This is a genomic window from Variovorax sp. LjRoot84 (genome assembly GCF_964254305.1).
In the GTDB taxonomy this organism is placed as follows: Bacteria; Pseudomonadota; Gammaproteobacteria; order Burkholderiales; family Burkholderiaceae_C; genus Variovorax.
In genome coordinates, this window is the sequence record NZ_CAXUTE020000001.1 from 5,309,110 (window position 1) to 5,328,656 (window position 19,547).

Here is a 19,547-nt window from a genome sequence, read left to right on the forward strand (position 1 = left end):
ATAAAACGAACGGTCGTTCTATTTTGCAGTCCTTTGGCGCCCGGCCCGTGCAAAGACCCACGGCGGAGGAAGGTTATCGACGGTTCGGCAGGGCTTGCAGGCCAGCTCGCGGACGGCGCTATCCTGCGCATCCCGACTTTCCTGGACTGATTCGCCGTGCCCCTGCCAAGCCCCTCCCCCACCGCGCATGAAACAGCGTCGAACGAAGAAAACTGCGACGTGCTCGTCATCGGCGGCGGCCCGGCCGGCTCCACCATCGCGGCGCTGCTGGCGCAGCAGGGCCGCGATGTCGTGCTGCTCGAGAAGGAACACCACCCGCGCTTCCACATCGGCGAGTCGCTGCTGCCGGCCAACGTCGCCCTGTTCGAGCGCCTCGGCGTGCGCGAGCAGGTCGACAGGATCGGCATGACCAAGTGGGGCATCGAGTTCGTTTCGCCCGAGCACGACCACTGCAGCTACGTCGAGTTCGCCGAAGCCTGGGACAAGACCATGCCCTCCGCCTGGCAGGTGCGCCGCTCCGAGCTCGACGAGCTGCTGTTCCGCAATGCCGCCGCGCGCGGCGCGCGCACGCTCGAAGGCTGCAAGGTGCGCGACGTGCGCTTCGACGACGCGGGCGCGACCGCGCAGGCGCAGCTGGAAGACGGCTCGCAGCGCAGCTGGCGCGCGCGCTTCGTGGTCGACGCCACCGGCCGCGACACCCTGCTCGCGAACAAGTTCCGCAGCAAGGAGAAGAACCCGGCGCACAACAGCACCGCGCTGTTCGGGCATTTCCGCAACGTGCGGCGGCTCGAAGGCAAACGCGAGGGCAACATCAGCATCTGCTGGTTTCCCCACGGCTGGTTCTGGTTCATTCCGCTGGCCGACGGCACCACCAGTGTGGGCGCGGTCTGCTGGCCCTACTACCTGAAGTCGCGCGACAAGCCGCTGGCGGAATTCTTGCGCGACACCATCGCGCTGTGCCCCGAGCTGGCCGACCGCCTGAAAGAGGCCACGCTGGTCGACGGCGCGGTGCATGCCACCGGCAATTTCTCCTACAGCAGCACCCATGCCACGGGCGAGCGCTACCTGATGCTCGGCGATGCCTTCACCTTCATCGATCCGATGTTCTCCTCGGGCGTCTACCTGGCCATGCACAGCGCCTTCGACGGCGCCGAGCTGGTCGCCACCGCGCTCGACCGGCCGGACGCGCTGGCAGCCGAACGCAAGGCCTTCGAGGCCATGATGCGCAAGGGGCCGCGCGAGTATTCGTGGTTCATCTACCGCGTGACCAACCCGACCATCCGCGACATGTTCATGCATCCGGCCAACCCCTTGCGCATCAAGGAGGCGCTGATGTCGCTCCTGGCCGGCGACATCTACGGCAGCACGCCGATGTGGGGCGCGCTGCGCATGTTCAAGTTCGTCTACTACCTCGTCTCGCTGCGCTACCTGCATCGCACCTGGCGCGGCTGGCGGCGCCATCGCTACAACATTCGCGACATGGGGCAGCTCAAGGGCGAGACCATTCTCAAGCCGGAATGAGGCCGCGCGAGGGCGGTGTGCATGCGCGCCTATTCGTAGCGCTTGCCCAGCGCCATCAGCTCCGGCGTGCCGATCACTTCGTTGAGGCCGTCGAAGTCCAGCATGCGGTCGCGCCATGGCTCGGTCGTGCGGTGCTGCGCGAGGCTCGCGTAGTAGCCCTGCAGCGTGTGGACCACCGCGCGCGCCGTGCCGCCGGGAAAGATCGCGATGCGAAAGCCGTGGGCCTGCAGCGCATCGGCATCCTGGATCGGCGTCTTGCCGCCTTCGACCATATTGGCCAGGAGCGGCACGCGGTGGGCGAAGCGCTTGCAGGCGGCCTCCATCTGCGCGGGCGAACGCAAGGCCTCGATGAAGAGCGCATCGACGCCGCATTCCAGGTACGCCTCGGCGCGGTCGAGCGCCGCGTCCAGCCCCTCGACGGCGACGGCGTCGGTGCGCGCGAGGATCAGCGTCTCGGCCGAGGCACGCGCATCCAGCGCAGCCTTGAGCTTGCCCGCCATTTCGCGCGCAGGCACGACCGTCTTTCCGTCCAGGTGACCGCAGCGCTTGGGAAAGCCCTGGTCCTCGATCTGCACCATGGCCGCGCCGGCGCGCTCGAAGCCGCGCACCGTGCGCTGCGTGTTGAGCGCATTGCCGAAGCCGGTGTCGGCATCGATGATCACCGGCAGGTTCACGCGCTCGCAGATGCGCGCCAGCGTGTCGGCCACCTCGGTGAAGGTGGTGAGGCCGACGTCCGAACGGCCCAGCCGCGTGTAGGCGATCGAAGCGCCCGAGAGGTAGAGCGCCTCGAAGCCGGCCTGCTCGGCCACCAGCGCGCTCACGGCGTCGTAGACGCCGGGTGCGAGCACGATCTCGCTGGACGCGAGCCGTTCCTTGAATGAAGTGTCATTCGCCATGTTGGTTCCTTCCTGCCTTGACGAGCGCCGCCGCCGTGCGCGCCGCGATGGCGCCGCCGGCCACGGCACTCAGGAGGCCGTTGCCCGAGAGATAGCCCCACACCGCATCGCCCGAAACGCCGCCGGCTGCGCCGCCCGCCGCGATCAGGTTGGGCAACGCCGTGCCGTCCTCGCGCAGCACGCGCATGTCCGGCCCGATGTCGAGGCCGCCCTGAGTGTGGAACAGCGCGCCCGACACCTTGACCGCGAAGTACGGCGCGGCCAGCCCGCGCTTGAACACGCGGCCGTCGGGTTGCGGACCGATGGCGCGCAAGGCATCGAGCGTGGCTTGCAAGGTGGGCACGTCGCAGCCGATGCACGCGGCGAGCTGCGCCACCGTGTCGCAGCGGCGCAGCGCGCCGGCCGCCTCGGCCTCGCAGAAATCCGGGAACTCGTGCGCCAGCGCGAGCAGCGGCGCATCGAACACATTCCAGGCGACGCCGCCCGGCTGCGCGAGCACCTTCACCGCGGCCTCGGAATAGCCCTGGGTCTCGTCATGGAAGCGCCGCCCTTCGCGGTTGATCTGCACGCCGCCTTCCATCATCACGGCCCAGGACATCAGCGCGCCCTGCGGCGTGACCCAGGAGCCGTGTCCCTGGTACCCGCCGAGGTCGCGCAGCCGCGCGCCCAGTGCCCGGCCCCAGAGGATGGCGCTGCCATCGTTGCCGGTGTGGCCGCCGAAAGCGGCATCCGCCATCTCGGGCAGCAGCGCGCGCACCATCTCCGCGTTGCCGCCGAAGCCGTTGCAGGCCAGCAGCAGCGCATCGCAGCCGAGCAATTCTTCGCGGCCGTCGGGCCGGCGGTAGCCGATACCGATCGCACGGTCCTCTTCATCGAAGCACAGCGTTTCGACCAGTGCCTGGGTAAGCACCGGGATGCCTGCCGTCTCTACCGCCGCCTGCAGCGCGGCCATGAGCGCAGCGCCGGTCTTCTGCGGCAGCGCATGCATGCGATGGGCGCTGTGGCCCGGATAGAGAAAGCCGTCGAGCAGGATCCAACCGAGCCCGTGCCGCGCCTGCAATGCGTCGAGCGCAGGACCGATGGCTTCGGCATAGGCCCGCACCAGCGCGGGCGCGGCGCGGCCGTGGGCCTTGGCCTGGATGTCGGCGGCGAAGCGTTCGGCGCTGTCATCGTGCACGCCCTGCGCGCGCTGCACGCGGGTGCTCGGCGCGGGGATGAAGCCCGAAGAGAGCGCGGTCGATCCACTGGGCGTCGCATCGCGTTCGAGCAGCACGCAGTCGATGCCCGCGTCGTGCAGCATCAGCGCCGCGGTGAGGCCGCAGGCGCCGGCGCCGACGATGGCGACGCCGGTGTGCGCCTCCGCATCGATGGCCGATGCGCGACGGATGTTTCGCTGCAGCGTCATGCCAGCGACTGGATGAAGGCCGCGCAGTCGGTGACTTCGGCCACGTTGCGCATGTCGGCCAGCGAGGTCTGGTGCCGCTCCTCGCCGAAGGCCGCGCAGCCGTCGGCCAGCACCAGCGTGCGGTAGTCGCGCATGTGGGCGTCGCGCACCGTGCTGGCGACGCCGCCGTTGGTCACGATGCCGCAGACGGCCACGGTATCGATGCCGGCGCGGCGCAGCACCCAGTCGAGCTGGGTGTTGAAGAAGGCCGAGTAGGCGACCTTGCTGACCGTCACGTCGATGAGTCCTGCCAGTTCGTCGACGTTCGCCTGCCCCCAGCTGCCCGGCGCGAAGTCGCCCTTCGTCAGGTAGGGCCGCAGCGCCTTCAGGTGCGGCGACACCATGGGCTCGCCGGCCGCATCGGGCCACAGCGTGAACTGGCTCGCGACCACCATGCCGCCGGCGCTCTTGAGCGCACGCGCCACGCCGGCCACGCGCGCCGGCAGCAGCAAGGCAGGTGGGTTGGTGTCGCCGCCGCGCGCATAGGCACCCTTCGGGTCGAGGAAGTCGTTCTGCAGGTCGATGATGACCAGCGCGGTCTTCGCAGCCGCAATGCGTGTATCAGCGTCCATGTGAACTCACCAGCAGGTTGCCGAAGGCATCGACCCCAGCCTGGAAGCCGGGCTCGAGCCACACGGTGGTGTCGACCTGCTCCAGGATCGCAGGCCCTTCGACGCGCGCGCCCACCGGCAGGTCGAGGCGCGCGAAGCGCTGCGCCTCGTGCCAGCGCCCTTGGTGGAACACGCGCTGCGTGCCCAGCGGGGCGATGCTGCCCTCGCCTTCCGGCGCCAGCACGGCCAGGTCGAACTTGGGCCGCACGCCGATGCGCGCGTAGCGCAGGTTCATCACGCGGATGCCGATGCCGTCGAGCACGCGGCCGAAGGTGGCCTCGTAGCTCGCTTCGAAAGCGGCGCGGATCGTCTCTCGCGTGAGCGTCGCGCCGCTGCCCGGCGGCAACGGCACCGGCAGCGTATGGGTCTGGCCCGCATAGAGCATGTCGAGCGCGACGATCTCGCGCACCTCGTCGAAGCGCACGCCGGCGGAATCGAGGCGTTGCTGGCAGGTCTCGGCCAGCTGCGCGATGCGCTGCCGCATGGCATCGACGTCGAGATCGGCCAGCGGCCGATTGAGGGTCTGCACCGCGTCGTGCCGCATGTCGGCGATCACGCAGCCCAGCGCCGAAGTGACGCCGGGATAGCGCGGCACGATGCCGGTGGCCACGCCGACCTCGCGCATCATCGCGCACACGTGCAGGGCGCCGCCGCCGCCGAAGGGCATGTAGGCGAAGCGGCGCGGGTCGTGGCCGCGCTCGATCGACACCAGCCGGATCGCGCCGGCCATGCGCGCGTTCGCGACCGTAAGGATGGCCTCGGCCGCCGCATGGACGTCGAGCCCCAGCGGCTTCGCCACGTGCGCCTCGATGGCCTGATAGGACTTCTCCGCGTCGAGCGCCGCCAGCAGGCCGCCGCCGAGCGGCCGGTCGGCCGCAATGCGGCCCAGCAGCACGTTGGCATCGGTCACCGTCGGGCGCATGTTGCCGCGGCCGTAGCAGGCCGGGCCGGGAACGCTGCCGGCCGACTCGGGCCCGACCTGCAGCATGCCGCTCGCATCCACCGAGGCGATCGAGCCGCCGCCGGCGCCGATGGTCTCGATCTGGATCATCGGCGAGCGGATCACCATGCCAAACTCGATCGCGGTCTGCGCCGCCAGCGCCGCCTCGCCGTTCGCCACCAGCGAGACGTCGAAGGAGGTGCCGCCCATGTCGCCGGTGATCGCGTTGGGGAAGCCCGCCGCGCGCGCGATCTCGGCGCAGGCGATCACGCCGGCCGCCGGGCCCGAGAGCGCAGTGCGCACCGGCAGCTCGCTCGCGGTGGCGCGCGACATCACGCCGCCGTTGCTCTGCACCACCAGCAGCTCGCCGGCGAAGCCCTGGCCGCGCAGATCGGATTCGAGCCGTTCGAGGTAGCTGCCGACCACCGGCTGCAGCGCGGCATTGAGCGTGGCGGTGGAGCAGCGCTCGAACTCGCGGATCTCGGGCAGCACCTCGCTGGCCGAGGTCACGTGCGCGTTGGGCCAGATCTCGCGCACCGCGGCGACGGCGAGACGCTCGTTCTCCGGGTTCGCATAGGTGTTGATGAAGAACACGCACACGGCCTCGCAGCCCTCGGCCAGCAGCGCGCGCGCTTCAACGCGCACTTGGTCGAGGTCGACCGGCGTGTGCAGCGTGCCGTCGGCCAGCACGCGCTCGTCGACCTCGCGTCGCAGGTTGCGCGGCACCACCGGCGTGAAGCTGCCGCGCAGGCCCCAGGTCTGCGGCCGGTCGCGGCGGCGCATTTCCAGCACGTCGCGGAAGCCGCGCGTGGTGAGGATGCCGGTTTTCGCCACCTTGCGTTCGAGCAGCGCGTTGGTGCCGACCGTGGTGCCGTGCACGATGGTGGCGATGGCCGCGGCCGAATCGGTCACGCGCGCCACGCCGTTCATGAAGCCGCGCGCTTCCTCGCCGCGGGTGGAAGGCACCTTGACGATGCGCGCCGTGCCGGCCGACTCGTCGAGCACGAAGAGGTCGGTGAAGGTGCCGCCGACGTCGACGCCGACGACCAGCGAGCCGCCTTCAGCGGATTTGATTGCTGCTGTCATTGCTGATCTTTCTTCTTCGCGGGCTCGACGCTCACGTAGCCCATCGCCCTGTCCTGCGCGCGCTGTTCTGGCCGGCGTTCCGCCGCATCGCCCCAGCCGCCGCCGCCGGGCGTTTCGAGCCGCACGCGTTCGCCGCGCGCGAGCCGGATGCCGCGCATCTTCGACACCATCGGCGGCACGTGCCAGGCGCCTTCGTTCTCGTAGCGAAAGACATTGAGCGCACCCGCGCCGCCGCCCGCGATGCCCTTGGGCGGCGAGCTGCCGCGCTCGCCGAAGACGAAGACCTCGGCATCCTTCTCGAGCAGCTCGATCTCGTAGACCGCGCCGAGGCCGCCGCGGAACTGGCCGTCGCCGCCCGAGTCGGCGCGCAGCGACCATTCGGTGAAGCGCACCGGGTAGGCGGCCTCGAGGATCTCCAGCGGCGGGATGGTGGCGGTGGAGATCGGCGCGTTGCCGTGCGAGAGGCCGTCGCCGCCCGAGTGCCCGCCATGCCCGCCGCCGAAGAAGCTGAACATCACCCAGCGCTGCCCCTCGCGCCCCGCGTCGCTGCGGTGGCCCGCGATCGACAGCGCATTGATGGTGCCGTAGGCCTGCGCGACGGCGCGCGCCGGATCGGCCTGCGCCGCGGCGCTGAAGATCACGTCGATCATGCGCAGGATGGTCTCGGTGTAGCCGCCCATCGGACGTGGCCGCTCGGCGCTGATCACCAGCCGGTCGGGGATCTCGAAGTCCACCGCGTCGAGCACACCGGCGTTGGCCGGCACATCGGGGAACAGGTGCTTGAGCGCGACGTAGCAGGCCGCGACCGCCGTGGCGCGCGAGATGTTGACCGGCCCCGCGCACTGTGGCGAGCTGCGCGAGAAGTCGAGCAGGAGCCGCTCGCCGGCCACCGTCATGTCGAGCGCGATGGTGAGCGGCTCGCTGGTGATGCCGTCGTTGTCGAGCAGGTCCTCGAAGCTGTAGCGGCCGTCGGGCAGCGAGGCGATGTGCGCGCGCATCAGCTTGAGCGCGCGGCTGCGCAGCTCGCCCATGGCCTGCAGCACCCGCGCATCGCCGTACTCGTCGAGCAGTCCGTGCAGCCGCTTCGTGCCGAGCTCCAGCGCGGCGAGCTGGCCGTTCAAGTCGCCCCACAGGCTTTCGGGCAGGCGCGTGTTGGCGCGCAGGATCGCCAGCACGTCGGCGTCGAGCTCGCCGCCGCGCACGATGCGCACCGGTGGGATCTGCACCGCCTCCTGCCAGCACTCGGTGGCCGCCGGGTTGTAGTTGCCGGGCACCGCGCCGCCGACGTCGTGCCAGTGCGCGGCCGAGGCCATGTAGCAATAGAGCTTGCCGCTGCGGAAGAAGGGCCGCACCAGCTTGAAGTCGTTGGCGTGCGTGCCGCCGTCGTAGGCGTCGTTGCTGATCCAGATGTCGCCGTCGACCATACCGCCGCGCGGCGCCGCCGCGGCCGCGGTCATGCGCACCGCGAAGGCCATGGCGCCGACGAACACCGGCAGGCCCGACTTGCCCTGCACCAGCGTGTCGCCGCTCACCGCGTCGTAGAGGCCGTGGCAGGCGTCGTGGGCCTCCGCGATGATCGGGTTGAAGGCGCTGCGGTAGAGCGTCGCGTCCATCTCGTCGGCCACCTGTTCGAGGCGGCCGCGCAGCACGGCGAGGGTAACGGGGTCGAGTGCGTCGTTCATGGTCAATCCACTTTCGCTCCGCTGGTCTTCACGACCTTGCCCCACTTGTCGATTTCGCGCTTCACATGCGCCGCAAACTGGACCTGCGTGGAGCCCACCGGCTCGGCGCCCAGCGCGGCCAGCTTCTCGCGCACCTCGGGCAGCTTCAGGATGCGCTGCACCTCGGCCGAGAGCTTGTCCACCACCGGCTTCGGCGTGCCCTTGGGTGCGAACAGGCCCGACCACGCGTCAGCGTAGAAGCCCGGGTAGCTCTCGGCGATGGTCGGCAGCTCGGGCAGTGCCGGCGCGCGGTGCAGGCTGGTCAGCGCAATGGCGCGCAGCTTGCCGGCCTTCACGTGCGGCAGCGCCGAAGGCAGGCCATCGACCATCATCTGCACCTGACCGGCCAGCAGGTCGGAGACCGCGGGCGCACTGCCCTTGTAGGGCACATGCGTGATCTCGATGCCGGCGGCGGACTTGAGCATCTCCATGCCCAGGTGCGCGGCCGTGCCGTTGCCGAGCGATGCGTAGTTGAGCTTGCCGGGCTCGCGCCTGGCGAGCGCCACCAGCTCGGCCAGGTTGTTGACCGGCACGGAGGGGTGCACCACCAGCACGTTGGGCACCACCGCGACCTGGCTGATGGCAACGAAGTCGACCACCGGGTCGTAGGGCATCTTGCTGTAGAGCGAGGTGTTGATCGCGTGCGATCCGGTCACGCCCATCACCAGCGTGTAGCCGTCGGGCGCGGACTTGGCGACGAAGTCGGAGCCGACATTGCCGCCGGCGCCCGCGCGGTTGTCCACCACCACCGGCTGGTTCCACTTCTCGCTCATCTTGGTGGCGACCAGACGCGCCGCGGCGTCGGTGGCGCCGCCAGCCGGGAAGGGCACGACGATGCGGATCGACTTGTTCGGGAAGTCGTCGGCTTGGGCCGCGGCGAGCAGCGGCAGGCTAAGGAGGAGCGTGGTCACGAGATGGCGCAGGCGTTTCATGGTCGTGTGGAAGTGGTGTGAAGAGGAACGAGTTGCTGCCAGAGCAGGCGCAGCTCGATGTCCTGCTGCGCGTCGAGCGCGGTGTTGCAGAAGAGCGCGGCCCGCTCGCCGGCGAGGCTGCGCGCGGCGTAGCGCCTGAACTTGGCGACGAGCGCCGCGCGGTCGAGCGGATGGGCGGCATCGCCCGCAATGGTGTGCACGGCTTCCTGCAAGCGGCCGGAGGAATGCTCCATCACCAGCGTGGCGCCGCGCTGCTTGCGCGCCGTCAGCTCCGCATCGGGCTTGAGCACCACCAGCGCTTCGAGCCGCCGCAGCTCGGCGTCGTCGAAGCGCGCTTCAGTGTAGACCGAGGGGTCGATGTCGCCGAAGCGCAGCATCGCCGCGATGCCGAAGCTGAGGCTGAACTGCGCCTGGATCGGCGTGCGCGGCGCGCGGTTGCCGCAGTAGACGATGGCTTCTTCGTAGACCTTGAGCGCGATGCCCTGAATGCCCCGGGTATCGCCGGCCAGTCGTTCGCGAAGCTGCCGCGCAGCCACCGCGCCGTAGTGAACGTGGCGCACCGCCGCGAAGGGCTTGAGATACGCATCCAGCAACAGCGTGATCTCCGCATCGGGCAGCGCCTGCGGCGCGGCGGCCGCATGCGCGTTGGCATAGTGGGCCAGCGCATCGGCCGGCGCGTCGATGCCGGCCGCGCTCGCGAAGGCCGCTTGCAGGCCGAGCGAGGCGCTGTGCCCGAGGTAGGTGTTGCGCGCCGTGCGGCCCTGGGTCACGGGCAGGTAGAGGCTGGTCGCGAGCTGGCAGGCGGCGATGTCGATCGCCTGCACGATGCCCGCCGCGGGCAATCCGATGAGCCGCGCCACGCCGGCGGCGACGCCGAGCGCCGGCCAGTTGGCATCGACATGCATGCCCGGGCGAATGCGCAGCCAGGCGCCGCAGCGCGCGCCGACCTCGTAGCCGAGCACGAAGGCATCGACGAAGGCGTCGAGCGTCGTATCTCGCTGCAGCGCCAGCGGCAGCAGCGCCGCCACCAGCGGCACGCCGGGCCGGCCGTGCGCGAGCGCGTGGCCTTCGCAGGCTTCGTCCCAGGTGGCGGCCATGGCCAGCACCTGGGCCGCGGCGTGCACGCTCATCGAGGGACCGTCGGGCAGCGCGAAGCCGCCGGGTTCGCAATCGGCCACCGCCGCTTCGAGCTGCCGCACCTCTCTTGCATGGCGGCCTGCGATCGCGCAGCCGACGGTGTCGACGAGCAGGCGCCGCGCCTGCTGCGCGGCTTCGGGCTCTGCCGAGCGCGCCGCGTGCCGCGCCACGGTGGCATGCAGCACCGCGAGATGCGCGTCCCAGCGGCGCAGGTCGCCTTCTTCAGCGCGCATGCGCGTCCCCGGCGCCGAGACGCAGGCGCAGCTGCTTCAACAAGCCGCCCGCGCGCGCCATGTCCATGAGGAAAGCCGGCACCGGCTCGCAGGCCAGCGTGCGGCCCTCGGCGGTGCGCACAGCCGGCGTCTCTACATCGAGCTCTACCCTCTCGCCTTCCTGCAGCGATTCGGCTTCCGCGCAAGTGAGCAGCAGCAGCCCCACGTTGAAGGCGTTGCGGAAGTAAAGCCCGCTGTACGAGGGTGCGATCACCGCCGCCACGCCCAACTGCACCAGCACCGCCGCGGCCTGCTCGCGCGAAGAGCCGATGCCGAAGTTCGGGCCGGCCACGATCACGTCGCCGCGCCGCACCTCGCGCGCGAACTCGGGGCGCACGGCTTCGAGGCAATGCTGCACGATGGTCTCGATGCCGTGCTTCATCGCATGGCCGGGGGCCAGCGCGTCGGTGTCGATATCAGCGCCCAGGCGCCACACGCGGTGAGTCATTGCAGGATCTCCCGCGGGTCCGTGACGCACCCGCGCAGCGCCGAAGCGGCCACGGTATAGGGCGAACCGAGGTACACCTGCGCCGTCGCCGAACCCATGCGCCCCTTGAAGTTGCGCGCGGTGGTCGAGATCACGGTGATGTCGTCGCCCATCGGATCGCCATAGCCGGAGCACGCGCCGCAGGCGGTCGGGAAGAGTTCGGCGCCGGCGTCCATCAGCACCTGCAGCACGCCCTCTTCGCGCGCCTGCTCCTGGTCCTGCAGGCTGGCCGGCGCGACGATCAGGCGCACCCCGGCCGCCACCTTGTGACCGCGCAGCACCTGCGCGGCGGCGCGCAGGTCGTCGAGCTTGGCGCCGGTGCAGGCGCCGATGTAGGCCACGTCGACCGGCGTGCCGGCATCGCGGCTCACGCCGTGGGCATTGGCCGGGCTGTGCGGCGCCGCGACCTGCGGCTCCAGCGCGGCGGCGTCGAAGCGGTGCTGCTCGAACGTGGCACCTTCGTCAGTGAACCACGGCGCGATGTCCACCGGCGGCGCGCCGGCCTCGGCGAGGTAGGCGGCGGTGGTCGCGTCCGGCGCGATCAGCCCGGCCTGCGCGCCGAGCTCGGCGCTCATGTTCGACAGCGTCATGCGTTCCTGCATCGACAGCGCGGTCACGGCCGGGCCGCAGAACTCGACCGCCTGGTAGCGCCCGCCGTTCATGCCGAAGCGGCCGATCATGGAGAGCATCATGTCCTTGGCCGTCACGCCGGCAGGCAGCGCGCCATCCCACCACATGCGGATGGTCTCGGGCACGCGCAGCCAGATCTCACCGGTGACCACCACGCCGAGCATCTCGGTGCTGCCGACGCCGAACATATAGGCACCGAACGCGCCGCCGGTGGGCGAATGCGAATCGCCGCCCACGCACAGCATGCCGGGGCGGATGTGCCCGTGCTGCGGCACCACCACGTGGCAGATGCCCTGGCTGTCGTAGACATGCGGCAGCTTCTGGTCGCGCGCCCAGTCGCGCGCGATGCGCACGATGCGGCGCGAGTCCTCGTCGCGCTCGGGCACGTAATGGTCCATCACCAGCACGATGCGCGACTTGTCCCAGACCTGTGCGCCCAGTTCCTCGAGCATCGGCTGCAACCGGCGCGGGCCCGATGAGTCGTGGAACATCGCGAGATCGACCGCGCAGGTCACGACCTCGCCCACCGCCACCTGCGCGCGCCCGCAGGCGCGGGCAATGAGCTTCTGCGCCAGCGTCTGCGGCGCGCGTGCAGCGGCGCTCATTCCGGCCTCGCTCCGGAGAACTTGACCACCTTGGCCCAGCGCGTGATCTCGCTCTGCACGAAAGCCGAGAACTGCTCGGGCGCGTTGCCGACCGGGATCGCGCCCTCGGTCTCCAGGCGCTTGCGCATCTCGGGTTGCGCAATCGCCTGCCGCGCCGCATCGCTGGTGCGGCGCGCGACGTCGGCCGGCATGTTGCCCGGCCCGAAGAGCCCGAACCAGGCGCTCGACTCGTAGCCCGGCAGCACCTCGGCGATCGCAGGCACCTCGGGGAAGGCGGGCAGGCGCTTCGCGCTCGTCACGCCCAGCGCCTTCAGCTTGCCGGCCTTGATATGCGCCTGCACGTTGCCGACCGCCGCGAACATCAGCTGCACCTGGCCCGCGAGCACGTCCTGCACGGCCGGCGCGGTGCCGCGGTAGGGGATGTTCACGATGAAGGCGCCCGACTGCATCTTGAAGGCGTCGCCCGCCATGTGCAGCGAGGAGCCAATGCCGCCGATCGCGAAGTTGAGCTGCCCCGGCTTGCTCTTGGCCAGCGCGATCAGTTCGCGCACGTTGTTGGCCGGCACCGATGGATGCGCGACCAGGATGGAAGGCGCGGTCGCGACGCAGGTCAGCGCCGTGAAGTCCTTCACCGGATCGAAGGGCAGCGACGGGTAGAGCGTGGCATTGATCGCATGGCTGGTGAAGCTCATCAGGAGCGTGCTGCCGTCCGGCGCCGCCTTGGCCACCGCGTCCGCCGCGATGTTGCCGCCGGCACCCGGCCGGTTCTCGACGATCACCGTGCGGCCGAGCACCGGCCCCATGCTGGCCGCCAGCGTGCGCGCCAGCGTGTCGGTGGAGCCGCCGGCCGGCGCGCCGACCAGGATGCGCACCGGCGCGCCGCCGATCTGGGCGCGCCCGCCGCCGGCGAATGCCGCCGCCATGGGTGCAATGAGGATGTCACGACGTTTCATGTTGTCTCCTTCTGGCGCGGCCGGATCAAAGGCCCAGGTAAGCGCGCCGCAAGTCATCACTTGCCAGCAAGTCCTTCGGCAAGCCCGAGAAGCGCACGCTGCCGTTCTCCAGCACGTACGCACGATCCGCGATCTCCAGCGACTGGCCCACGTTCTGCTCGACCAGCAGCACCGCAAGGCCGTCGTCGCGCAGTTGGCGAATGAGCGAGAACATCTCCTCCACCAGCAGCGGCGACAGGCCCAGCGAGGGCTCGTCGAGGATCAGCAGCACCGGCTCGGCCATGAGGCCGCGGCCGATCGCGAGCATCTGCTGCTCGCCGCCGCTCATCGTGCCGGCGTGCTGGCGCAGGCGCTCCTTCAGGCGCGGGAAGATCGCGAACACGCGCTCCAGGTTGAGCGCGCGGCGTTCGCGGGCGCGCGTGAAGGAACCGAGCTCGAGGTTCTCCAGCACGCTGAGGTTGGGGAACACCTTGCGGCCCTCGGGCACCTGGATCAGCCCGGCGCGCACCACCTCGCGGTAGTGGGCGCCGCTCAGGTCCTGCCCGTCGAAGCGCACCGTGCCGGCCCAGGCCGGGCAGAGGCCGCAGACCATCTTGTTGAGCGTGGACTTGCCGGCGCCGTTGCTGCCCAAGAGCGCGACCATCTCGCCGGCATTTACCTGCAGGTCGACCCCGCGCAGCACTTCGACGCGGCCGTAGCCGCCGCGCAACTCCTTGATGTCGAGCAGGACCGTCATGCCGCCGCTCCCGCGGCGCGCAGCCGCGCCGCCGTGCCGTGGCCCAGGTAGGCCTCGACCACCTTGTCGTTCGACGTGACCTCGGCCGGGCTGCCCTCGGCGATCAGGCGGCCCTGCGCCAGAACCCAGACATGCTCGGCCAGGTGCATCACGGCCTGCATCACGTGCTCGATCATCAGCACCGTCACGCCGCTCGCGGCAATGCCACGCACCACCGGCATCATCTCGGCGATCTCCCGCGGATTGAGGCCGGCCAGCACCTCGTCGAGCAGCAGCAGGCGCGGCTGCGTGGCGAGCGCGCGTGCCAGCTCCAGCCGCTTGCGGCCGGCCACGGTGAGGTCGGAGGCCGGTTTGTCGATCTGTCGCGCAAGGCCCACTTGCTGCGCCACCGCCTCCGCGCGCGCCAGCGCGATGCCGCGGCTGCGCTCGTGCAGGTGCGCGCCGACCGCGATGTTCTCGCGCACCGTCTGGGCCGCGAAAGGCTTGACGATCTGGAAGGTGCGCGTCATTCCCAGGAGCGCATTGCAATGCGGCTCGCGGCCCGTGATGTCCTGACCCGCGAAGCGCACCGTGCCGCTGTCGGGCTTGAGGAAGCCCGACATCAGCGCGAACAGCGTGGTCTTGCCGGCGCCGTTGGGGCCGATCAGCGCGCACAGGCGCCCTTCTTCCACCGCGAGGCTCACGTCCTGCACCGCCGCGAGGCCGCCGAAGGAACGCGAGATGCCGGCGAGGGACAGCAGCGCTTCAGCCACGGCGGCCTCCCCTCCCGGCCCAGAGCTGCCGTGCCGACAGGCCGATGCCCGCGATGCCGCGCGGCACGAAGATCACGATCAGCACCAGCACCACGCCGTAGATCACCATGTTGATGCCCGGGAGCTCGCCGAACAGGTTGCGCGTGAGGTCCGACAGCACGTGCAGCACGAGCGCGCCCAGCACCGGCCCCCACAGCGTGCCCATGCCGCCGACGATGGCCGCGACCAGCGCCTCGACCGAGGTCGCGGGGCCGTAGGCGATGCCGGGGTCGATGTACTGGAACACCTGCACGTAGAACGCGCCGGCCGCGCCCATGAAGGCGCCCGAGATGCCGATGGCCGCGAGCTTGACGTTGAAGGGGTTCACGCCCACTGCGCGCGCCGCATCCTCGTTGTCGCGCACCGCCTGCAGGCAGGCGCCGAAGCGGCTGTTGCGCAGCCACCAGGTGACGACGAGCGCGGCCGTGACGAAGCCCAGCACCAGCCACAGGTAGCCGCTGCGCGAGGCGAACTGCAGGTTGGCGGCGGACTCGCGCAGCGGCACCATCAAGCCCACGCCGCCGCCGGTGAAAGGCACCGACAGCGCGATGATGCGGAACGCCTCCGCGAAAGCCAGCGTGACCAGCGCGAAGTAGGAACCCTTGAGTCCGTAGCGGAAGCTCAGCGCGCCGACGAAAAGCCCCACCAGCGCCGCGCCCGCCACCGCGAGCGGCAGCGCGACCCAGGCGTTGATGCCGCCCTGCAGCTGCGCGATGGCCTGGATGTAGGCGCCGGTGCCGAAGAAGAGCGCATGGCCGAAGGAGAACTGCCCGCCAAAGCCGCCGAGGATGTTCCAGGCCTGCGCAATGAGCGTGGCATAGAGCGCCATCATCACGAAGTTGAGCGTGGTGCCGGACGCCGTGACCAGCGGCACGCAGGCCACGAGCACCGCGAACAGCGCAATGAGAGCGAGTTGCCGGTTGCCTGCGCTCATGTCCTCGCTCCGAACATGCCTTCGGGCCGGAACAGCACGACGCCGATGAAGATCGCGAAGATGCCGATCTGCCCCAGCGACTCGCCGAGGTAGAGCCCGCCCAGCGACTCCACCACCCCGACCAGGAAGCCGCCGACGAGCGCGCCGACGAAGCTGCCCATGCCGCCGAGCACGACGATGGTGAAGGCCACCAGCACGAAGCCGCTGCCCACCTGCGGGTTGACGTAGTAGGCCGGCAGCAGGAAGCACGCGGCCGCGCCCAGGCAGGCCAGGCCGATGCCGAAGCTCATCGCGTAGACATGGTCGACGTCGATGCCCATGAGCTTGGCGCCTTCCTTTTCCTTGGCCACCGCGCGGATCGCGCGGCCCAGGTCGGTACGGCCCATGATCCAGAACAGCAGTGCCGACACCACCAGCGCGCCCGCGAAGGCCACCAACTTGGGCACCGCGATCATCGCGGGCCCGATGGCCACCGTGCTGAGCGAATAGGCGGTGTCGATGTTGCGCGTGTCGGACTTGAAGAAGATCAGCGCGAGGTTCTCCATCACGATCGCGATGCCCAGCGTGGCGAGCAGGATGTTCTCGTCCTTGCCGTGGCCCGCGCGGTTGATCACGATGCGCTGCAGCGCGTAGCCGAGCGCGAACATGCCCGGCACGACGATCGGCAGCGCCAGGTAGGGGTCGACGCCCCAGCGCTCCTTGAGGAAGTACACCGCGTACAGCGCCAGCATCAGGCAGGCACCGTGCGCGAAGTTGATGATGTGCAGCACGCCGTAGATCAGCGTGAGGCCGAGCGCGATCAGCGCATAGACCGCGCCGGTGGTGAGGCCGTTGAGGACGGAGGGAAAGAGAATGCCGAAGTCGAGCATGGTCAGGCGTCTCGAAGATGCACGCCGATGGACAGGCCCGCAGCCCCCACCCTAGCCCTCCCCCGGGAGGGGAGGGAACAAGAGATGGTGCTCATGCCTTGAGCGGGAACACGGGATCCACCTCGCGGTAGTCGCGCGGAATGATCACCTTGATGTCGTTCTTCACCACCTGCGTCATCAGCGGCTGCGCGCCCTCGTTCTGGCCGTTCGTGAATTTCGTCGGGCCATACGGCATGATGTGATTCGAGAAGGTGCTCTTCTCCAGCGCATCGATGATGGCAGCGCGCTCGGCCGACCTGGCACGCTCCAGCGCATCGGCCAGCAGCCACATCGCGGTGTAGGTCATGAACACCTCGTAGCTGAAGAACTGGCCCTTGCCCTCGACCCGCTTCTTCAGTTCCTGCGAGCGCTTGTCCTTCGGGTTGAACCAGTGGTTGCAGTCGATGATGCCGTTGGCCGCGTCCGGAAACTCCTTCACGAACTTGTAGCTCGATGCCGCGCCGCCCAGCACCGAGAAGATCGCCTTGGGACTGACCTTCTGCTGCTGCATGGTGCGCACCAGGAGCGCGTACTCGTTGTAGTAGTTGGCCGGGATCACGATGTCCGGGTTGACCGACTTCATGCGCAGCACGATGTTGTTGAAGTCGCGCGTCGGATTCGCGTGCTTCACCACTTCCTTCACGTCGAAGCCATAGCCCGGCAGCTCGCGCGACAGCAGCGCCGCCGTGCCGGCGCCGAACAGCGACTCCTCGTGGATGATCATCACTGTCTTGGCCGGATTGCCCGCGGCCTTGTTGAGCACCAGCAGATTGGCCATCGCGACCTCGGTCGACTTCTTGTAGCCGGGGCCGAAGCGAAAGGTGTTCTTCAGGCCGCGCTCGACGATCTGGTCGGCCACGCCCACATCCACCACGTGCGGCAGGTTGTACTTGGCCGCGGCCTGCGTGGTCGCGAGGCAGATGGCCGAGGCATAGGCGCCGACGATGGCCGAGACGCCGGCCTCGTTCATCTTCTCGACCTCCGCCGTGCCGGCCTGCGGCTGCGACTGCGCATCGCCGAGCAGGGCCTCGATCTGCGCGCCGCCGAGCGACTTGATGCCGCCGGCCTTGTTGATGTCCTCGATCGCGAGCTGTGCGCCCAGGCGGCATTGCTGGCCCGAATAGGCGAGCGCGCCGGTCACCGGATGCAGCACGCCGACCTTGACGGTCTTCGGCTGCGCGCCGGCCACGAGCGGGAATGCGATGGCGGAAGCCACGGCGGCGGATTGCGACATGAAGCGGCGACGATTCGACATGGGGCTTTTCCTCTTTCAGTTGAACTGGGCTGACACATCCTTGCTGACCCACACCTTGGCGTCGATGCTGCCCACGCGGGACAACTGCATCTCGTAGGTGTAGCGGTCGGGCCGGTAGAAGCCGTGCAGCCACTGCACCGGCCGATCGGCGTCGTCGTAGACGAGGCGGCGCACGGCCAGCAGCGCCGAGCCGACGGAGACTTCGAGGTGTTCGGCCAGCACGTTGTCCGCAAGCCGCGCAGAGATCGTCTGGTGCGCGCGCCCGACCTTGACGCCCGCCTCTTCCAGCAGCACGAGGATGGGCTTCTTGGCGAGTTCGCGCCGCCCGAAGCGCCGCGCCACCTCGGCCGGCACGTAGGTGGTGATGTGCGAGAGCGGCCCCTCGCGCGTCGAGCGCACGCGCACCGCCTTCTGCACCGCATCGCCGAGCTGGATCTGCAGCGCCTCGGCCACCTGCGTCGAAGCCGACACCATCGCGACATCGACCACCTTGACCGAGGTGCGCAGGCCCATGGTGACCAGGTTCTCCAGCAGGCCATGCAGGTTGGCGCGCTGGCTGCCCTCGTTCTCGCGCGGCTCGGCGGCCGACACGGGCGGCACCGGCCGCGTCCGGCGCCCGGGGTTGCGCGAGATCAGCCCTTCGGTGGACAGCCGCTCCAGCGCGCGCCGCACGGTGACGCGCGCCACGCCGAACTGCGCCATCAGCGCCAACTCGCCCGGCACGCCTTCGGCGAAACGCCCTTCATCCAACTGCTCGCGCAGCACCAGGTAGATCTGGTGGTATTTCGGCAAGGGCATCTGCGACATGCCCTGAATGTTTGTGCAGTTCTAATGTTCTGTCAATGAGACATTTGAAGTCGGCGCGGGCCCTCTGTCCTGGGGACGCGTGTTCGGCTAAGCTCGCCCGCAGAGGAGGAGGGAAACGTGAGGACATTCCTGCTGGCGCTGGCGATGACCGTCGCCTTCCTCGCTTCCGGCTGCGCGACCGGCCCGGGTGCCAAGGCACCGGCGCCCATCGCGAAGGAGACACAGGCACAGGACTTGGCCGACTTCCAGAAGGCGAGCCTTCTGGTCTTCAAGCAAGCCAAGCCTGCGGAAGGTCTGCAAGTGATCGATGGATTGATCGGTCGCTTCGAGGCCCGATACCGCGACAGCAAGCAGCGCATCTACAGCGCGCGCACCTTGCCCGAAAGCCTCTACTACATGACCCAGGCGGCGAGCGATCGGAAGGATGCGATCGACGTCGGCCCGACCTGGGGCCATGCCCAATACCTCAAGGGCTATGCGCTGATCGAACTGAAGCGAGTTCCCGAAGGACGCCGCGCGATCGAGCGCGCGATCGAGCTCTCGCCTGCCAATGCGCAATTCCGCTCGGAGCTCGGCCACACCTACCAGGTCGACAAAAACTGGCCGAAGGCGCTCGAGATCTTCACCGAGGCCGAGCGCCTCATCGAGTTTTCCAAGGACGACGAAAGGGTTCGCCACCAAACCCGCGCACTGCGCGGCCAGGGCTTCGCCCTCATCGAGATGGGCCGTCTCGACGAAGCCGAGAGCCGCTATCGCCGCTGCCTCGAACTCGATGCCGGCGACAGGCGGGCGCAGACGGAGTTGCGCCTCATCGACAGTCTTCGCGCGCGCGGTCGTACGACGCTTCCCGGACGCCCCACGCCGCTTTGAAGACAAAAAGC

General features: G+C 69.6%; 18 protein-coding genes. 2 read left to right on the plus strand and 16 right to left on the minus strand.

What is annotated here, in order from left to right; genetic code table 11:
* Window positions 1-219: 219 nt before the first annotated feature.
* Window positions 220-1,521, plus strand: coding sequence for an NAD(P)/FAD-dependent oxidoreductase (locus ACSQ9I_RS26230; protein WP_436315014.1), 1,302 nt, complete (start codon window positions 220-222; stop codon window positions 1,519-1,521).
* Window positions 1,522-1,550: 29 nt separating this feature from the next.
* Here the strand turns inward: ACSQ9I_RS26230 and ACSQ9I_RS26235 are convergent, their stop codons facing one another.
* From ACSQ9I_RS26235 to ACSQ9I_RS26310, 16 genes are all read right to left on the minus strand, one after another.
* Complete coding sequence (locus tag ACSQ9I_RS26235) at window positions 1,551-2,417, minus strand: isocitrate lyase/PEP mutase family protein (protein WP_436293696.1); 867 nt, start codon at window positions 2,415-2,417, stop codon at window positions 1,551-1,553.
* Entirely contained in the window at window positions 2,407-3,822 is a 1,416-nt protein-coding gene (locus ACSQ9I_RS26240; RefSeq protein WP_436315015.1) for an FAD-dependent oxidoreductase, read from the minus strand. Before ACSQ9I_RS26240 ends, ACSQ9I_RS26235 begins: the two co-directional genes overlap by 11 nt.
* A complete protein-coding gene (locus tag ACSQ9I_RS26245; protein ID WP_093103867.1) occupies window positions 3,819-4,433 on the minus strand; it encodes a cysteine hydrolase family protein in 615 nt (204 codons plus the stop codon). The genes ACSQ9I_RS26240 and ACSQ9I_RS26245 overlap by 4 nt, the downstream gene beginning before the upstream one ends.
* The gene (locus ACSQ9I_RS26250; protein ID WP_436315016.1) at window positions 4,423-6,498 is read right to left on the minus strand and encodes a hydantoinase/oxoprolinase family protein; all 2,076 of its coding nucleotides are present in this window, start codon (window positions 6,496-6,498) and stop codon (window positions 4,423-4,425) included. Before ACSQ9I_RS26250 ends, ACSQ9I_RS26245 begins: the two co-directional genes overlap by 11 nt.
* Complete coding sequence (locus ACSQ9I_RS26255) at window positions 6,495-8,180, minus strand: hydantoinase B/oxoprolinase family protein (RefSeq protein ID WP_436315017.1); 1,686 nt, start codon at window positions 8,178-8,180, stop codon at window positions 6,495-6,497. The genes ACSQ9I_RS26250 and ACSQ9I_RS26255 overlap by 4 nt, the downstream gene beginning before the upstream one ends.
* Before the next feature lie 2 nt (window positions 8,181-8,182).
* The gene (locus tag ACSQ9I_RS26260) at window positions 8,183-9,151 is read right to left on the minus strand and encodes a tripartite tricarboxylate transporter substrate binding protein (protein ID WP_436315018.1); all 969 of its coding nucleotides are present in this window, start codon (window positions 9,149-9,151) and stop codon (window positions 8,183-8,185) included.
* Window positions 9,148-10,521: an MmgE/PrpD family protein gene (locus ACSQ9I_RS26265; RefSeq protein WP_436315019.1), complete on the minus strand. Its 1,374-nt coding sequence runs from the start codon at window positions 10,519-10,521 to the stop codon at window positions 9,148-9,150. The genes ACSQ9I_RS26260 and ACSQ9I_RS26265 overlap by 4 nt, the downstream gene beginning before the upstream one ends.
* Window positions 10,511-11,008 carry a 3-isopropylmalate dehydratase gene (locus tag ACSQ9I_RS26270; RefSeq protein WP_436315020.1) on the minus strand — a complete coding sequence of 166 codons (498 nt, stop codon included), beginning with the start codon at window positions 11,006-11,008 and terminating at the stop codon, window positions 10,511-10,513. The genes ACSQ9I_RS26265 and ACSQ9I_RS26270 overlap by 11 nt, the downstream gene beginning before the upstream one ends.
* Window positions 11,005-12,282: a 3-isopropylmalate dehydratase large subunit gene (locus tag ACSQ9I_RS26275; RefSeq protein ID WP_436305535.1), complete on the minus strand. Its 1,278-nt coding sequence runs from the start codon at window positions 12,280-12,282 to the stop codon at window positions 11,005-11,007. Before ACSQ9I_RS26275 ends, ACSQ9I_RS26270 begins: the two co-directional genes overlap by 4 nt.
* Entirely contained in the window at window positions 12,279-13,235 is a 957-nt protein-coding gene (locus ACSQ9I_RS26280) for a tripartite tricarboxylate transporter substrate binding protein (protein ID WP_436315021.1), read from the minus strand. Before ACSQ9I_RS26280 ends, ACSQ9I_RS26275 begins: the two co-directional genes overlap by 4 nt.
* A gap of 25 nt (window positions 13,236-13,260) precedes the next feature.
* A complete protein-coding gene (locus ACSQ9I_RS26285; protein WP_436305536.1) occupies window positions 13,261-13,971 on the minus strand; it encodes an ABC transporter ATP-binding protein in 711 nt (236 codons plus the stop codon).
* Window positions 13,968-14,723 carry an ABC transporter ATP-binding protein gene (locus ACSQ9I_RS26290; protein WP_436315022.1) on the minus strand — a complete coding sequence of 252 codons (756 nt, stop codon included), beginning with the start codon at window positions 14,721-14,723 and terminating at the stop codon, window positions 13,968-13,970. Before ACSQ9I_RS26290 ends, ACSQ9I_RS26285 begins: the two co-directional genes overlap by 4 nt.
* The gene (locus ACSQ9I_RS26295) at window positions 14,716-15,696 is read right to left on the minus strand and encodes a branched-chain amino acid ABC transporter permease (protein WP_436315023.1); all 981 of its coding nucleotides are present in this window, start codon (window positions 15,694-15,696) and stop codon (window positions 14,716-14,718) included. Before ACSQ9I_RS26295 ends, ACSQ9I_RS26290 begins: the two co-directional genes overlap by 8 nt.
* Window positions 15,693-16,565: a branched-chain amino acid ABC transporter permease gene (locus ACSQ9I_RS26300; RefSeq protein WP_436315024.1), complete on the minus strand. Its 873-nt coding sequence runs from the start codon at window positions 16,563-16,565 to the stop codon at window positions 15,693-15,695. Before ACSQ9I_RS26300 ends, ACSQ9I_RS26295 begins: the two co-directional genes overlap by 4 nt.
* A 91-nt stretch (window positions 16,566-16,656) precedes the next feature.
* Window positions 16,657-17,859, minus strand: a complete 1,203-nt coding sequence (locus ACSQ9I_RS26305) for an ABC transporter substrate-binding protein (RefSeq protein WP_436315026.1) — start codon at window positions 17,857-17,859, stop codon at window positions 16,657-16,659.
* A 15-nt stretch (window positions 17,860-17,874) separates the two neighbouring features.
* On the minus strand, window positions 17,875-18,657 hold the full coding sequence (locus tag ACSQ9I_RS26310; RefSeq protein ID WP_093104163.1) for a GntR family transcriptional regulator: 783 nt from the start codon (window positions 18,655-18,657) through the stop codon (window positions 17,875-17,877).
* A gap of 126 nt (window positions 18,658-18,783) precedes the next feature.
* On the opposite strand from ACSQ9I_RS26310, the gene ACSQ9I_RS26315 reads away from it, so the two are divergent.
* The gene (locus ACSQ9I_RS26315; protein ID WP_436315027.1) at window positions 18,784-19,536 is read left to right on the plus strand and encodes a tetratricopeptide repeat protein; all 753 of its coding nucleotides are present in this window, start codon (window positions 18,784-18,786) and stop codon (window positions 19,534-19,536) included.
* Window positions 19,537-19,547: the final 11 nt, after the last annotated feature.

Bases quoted from the DNA above. Each gene is read 5' to 3' on its own strand.
- ACSQ9I_RS26245 (WP_093103867.1), bottom strand. From the start codon at position 4,433: ATGGACGCTGATACACGCATTGCGGCTGCGAAGACCGCGCTGGTCATC.
- ACSQ9I_RS26255 (WP_436315017.1), bottom strand. From the start codon at position 8,180: ATGAACGACGCACTCGACCCCGTTACCCTCGCCGTGCTGCGCGGCCGC.
- ACSQ9I_RS26235 (WP_436293696.1), bottom strand. From the start codon at position 2,417: ATGGCGAATGACACTTCATTCAAGGAACGGCTCGCGTCCAGCGAGATC.
- ACSQ9I_RS26295 (WP_436315023.1), bottom strand. From the start codon at position 15,696: ATGAGCGCAGGCAACCGGCAACTCGCTCTCATTGCGCTGTTCGCGGTG.
- ACSQ9I_RS26305 (WP_436315026.1), bottom strand. From the start codon at position 17,859: ATGTCGAATCGTCGCCGCTTCATGTCGCAATCCGCCGCCGTGGCTTCC.
- ACSQ9I_RS26260 (WP_436315018.1), bottom strand. From the start codon at position 9,151: ATGAAACGCCTGCGCCATCTCGTGACCACGCTCCTCCTTAGCCTGCCG.
- ACSQ9I_RS26240 (WP_436315015.1), bottom strand. From the start codon at position 3,822: ATGACGCTGCAGCGAAACATCCGTCGCGCATCGGCCATCGATGCGGAG.
- ACSQ9I_RS26270 (WP_436315020.1), bottom strand. From the start codon at position 11,008: ATGACTCACCGCGTGTGGCGCCTGGGCGCTGATATCGACACCGACGCG.
- ACSQ9I_RS26275 (WP_436305535.1), bottom strand. From the start codon at position 12,282: ATGAGCGCCGCTGCACGCGCGCCGCAGACGCTGGCGCAGAAGCTCATT.
- ACSQ9I_RS26250 (WP_436315016.1), bottom strand. From the start codon at position 6,498: ATGACAGCAGCAATCAAATCCGCTGAAGGCGGCTCGCTGGTCGTCGGC.
- ACSQ9I_RS26280 (WP_436315021.1), bottom strand. From the start codon at position 13,235: ATGAAACGTCGTGACATCCTCATTGCACCCATGGCGGCGGCATTCGCC.
- ACSQ9I_RS26285 (WP_436305536.1), bottom strand. From the start codon at position 13,971: ATGACGGTCCTGCTCGACATCAAGGAGTTGCGCGGCGGCTACGGCCGC.
- ACSQ9I_RS26300 (WP_436315024.1), bottom strand. From the start codon at position 16,565: ATGCTCGACTTCGGCATTCTCTTTCCCTCCGTCCTCAACGGCCTCACC.
- ACSQ9I_RS26310 (WP_093104163.1), bottom strand. From the start codon at position 18,657: ATGCCCTTGCCGAAATACCACCAGATCTACCTGGTGCTGCGCGAGCAG.
- ACSQ9I_RS26265 (WP_436315019.1), bottom strand. From the start codon at position 10,521: ATGCGCGCTGAAGAAGGCGACCTGCGCCGCTGGGACGCGCATCTCGCG.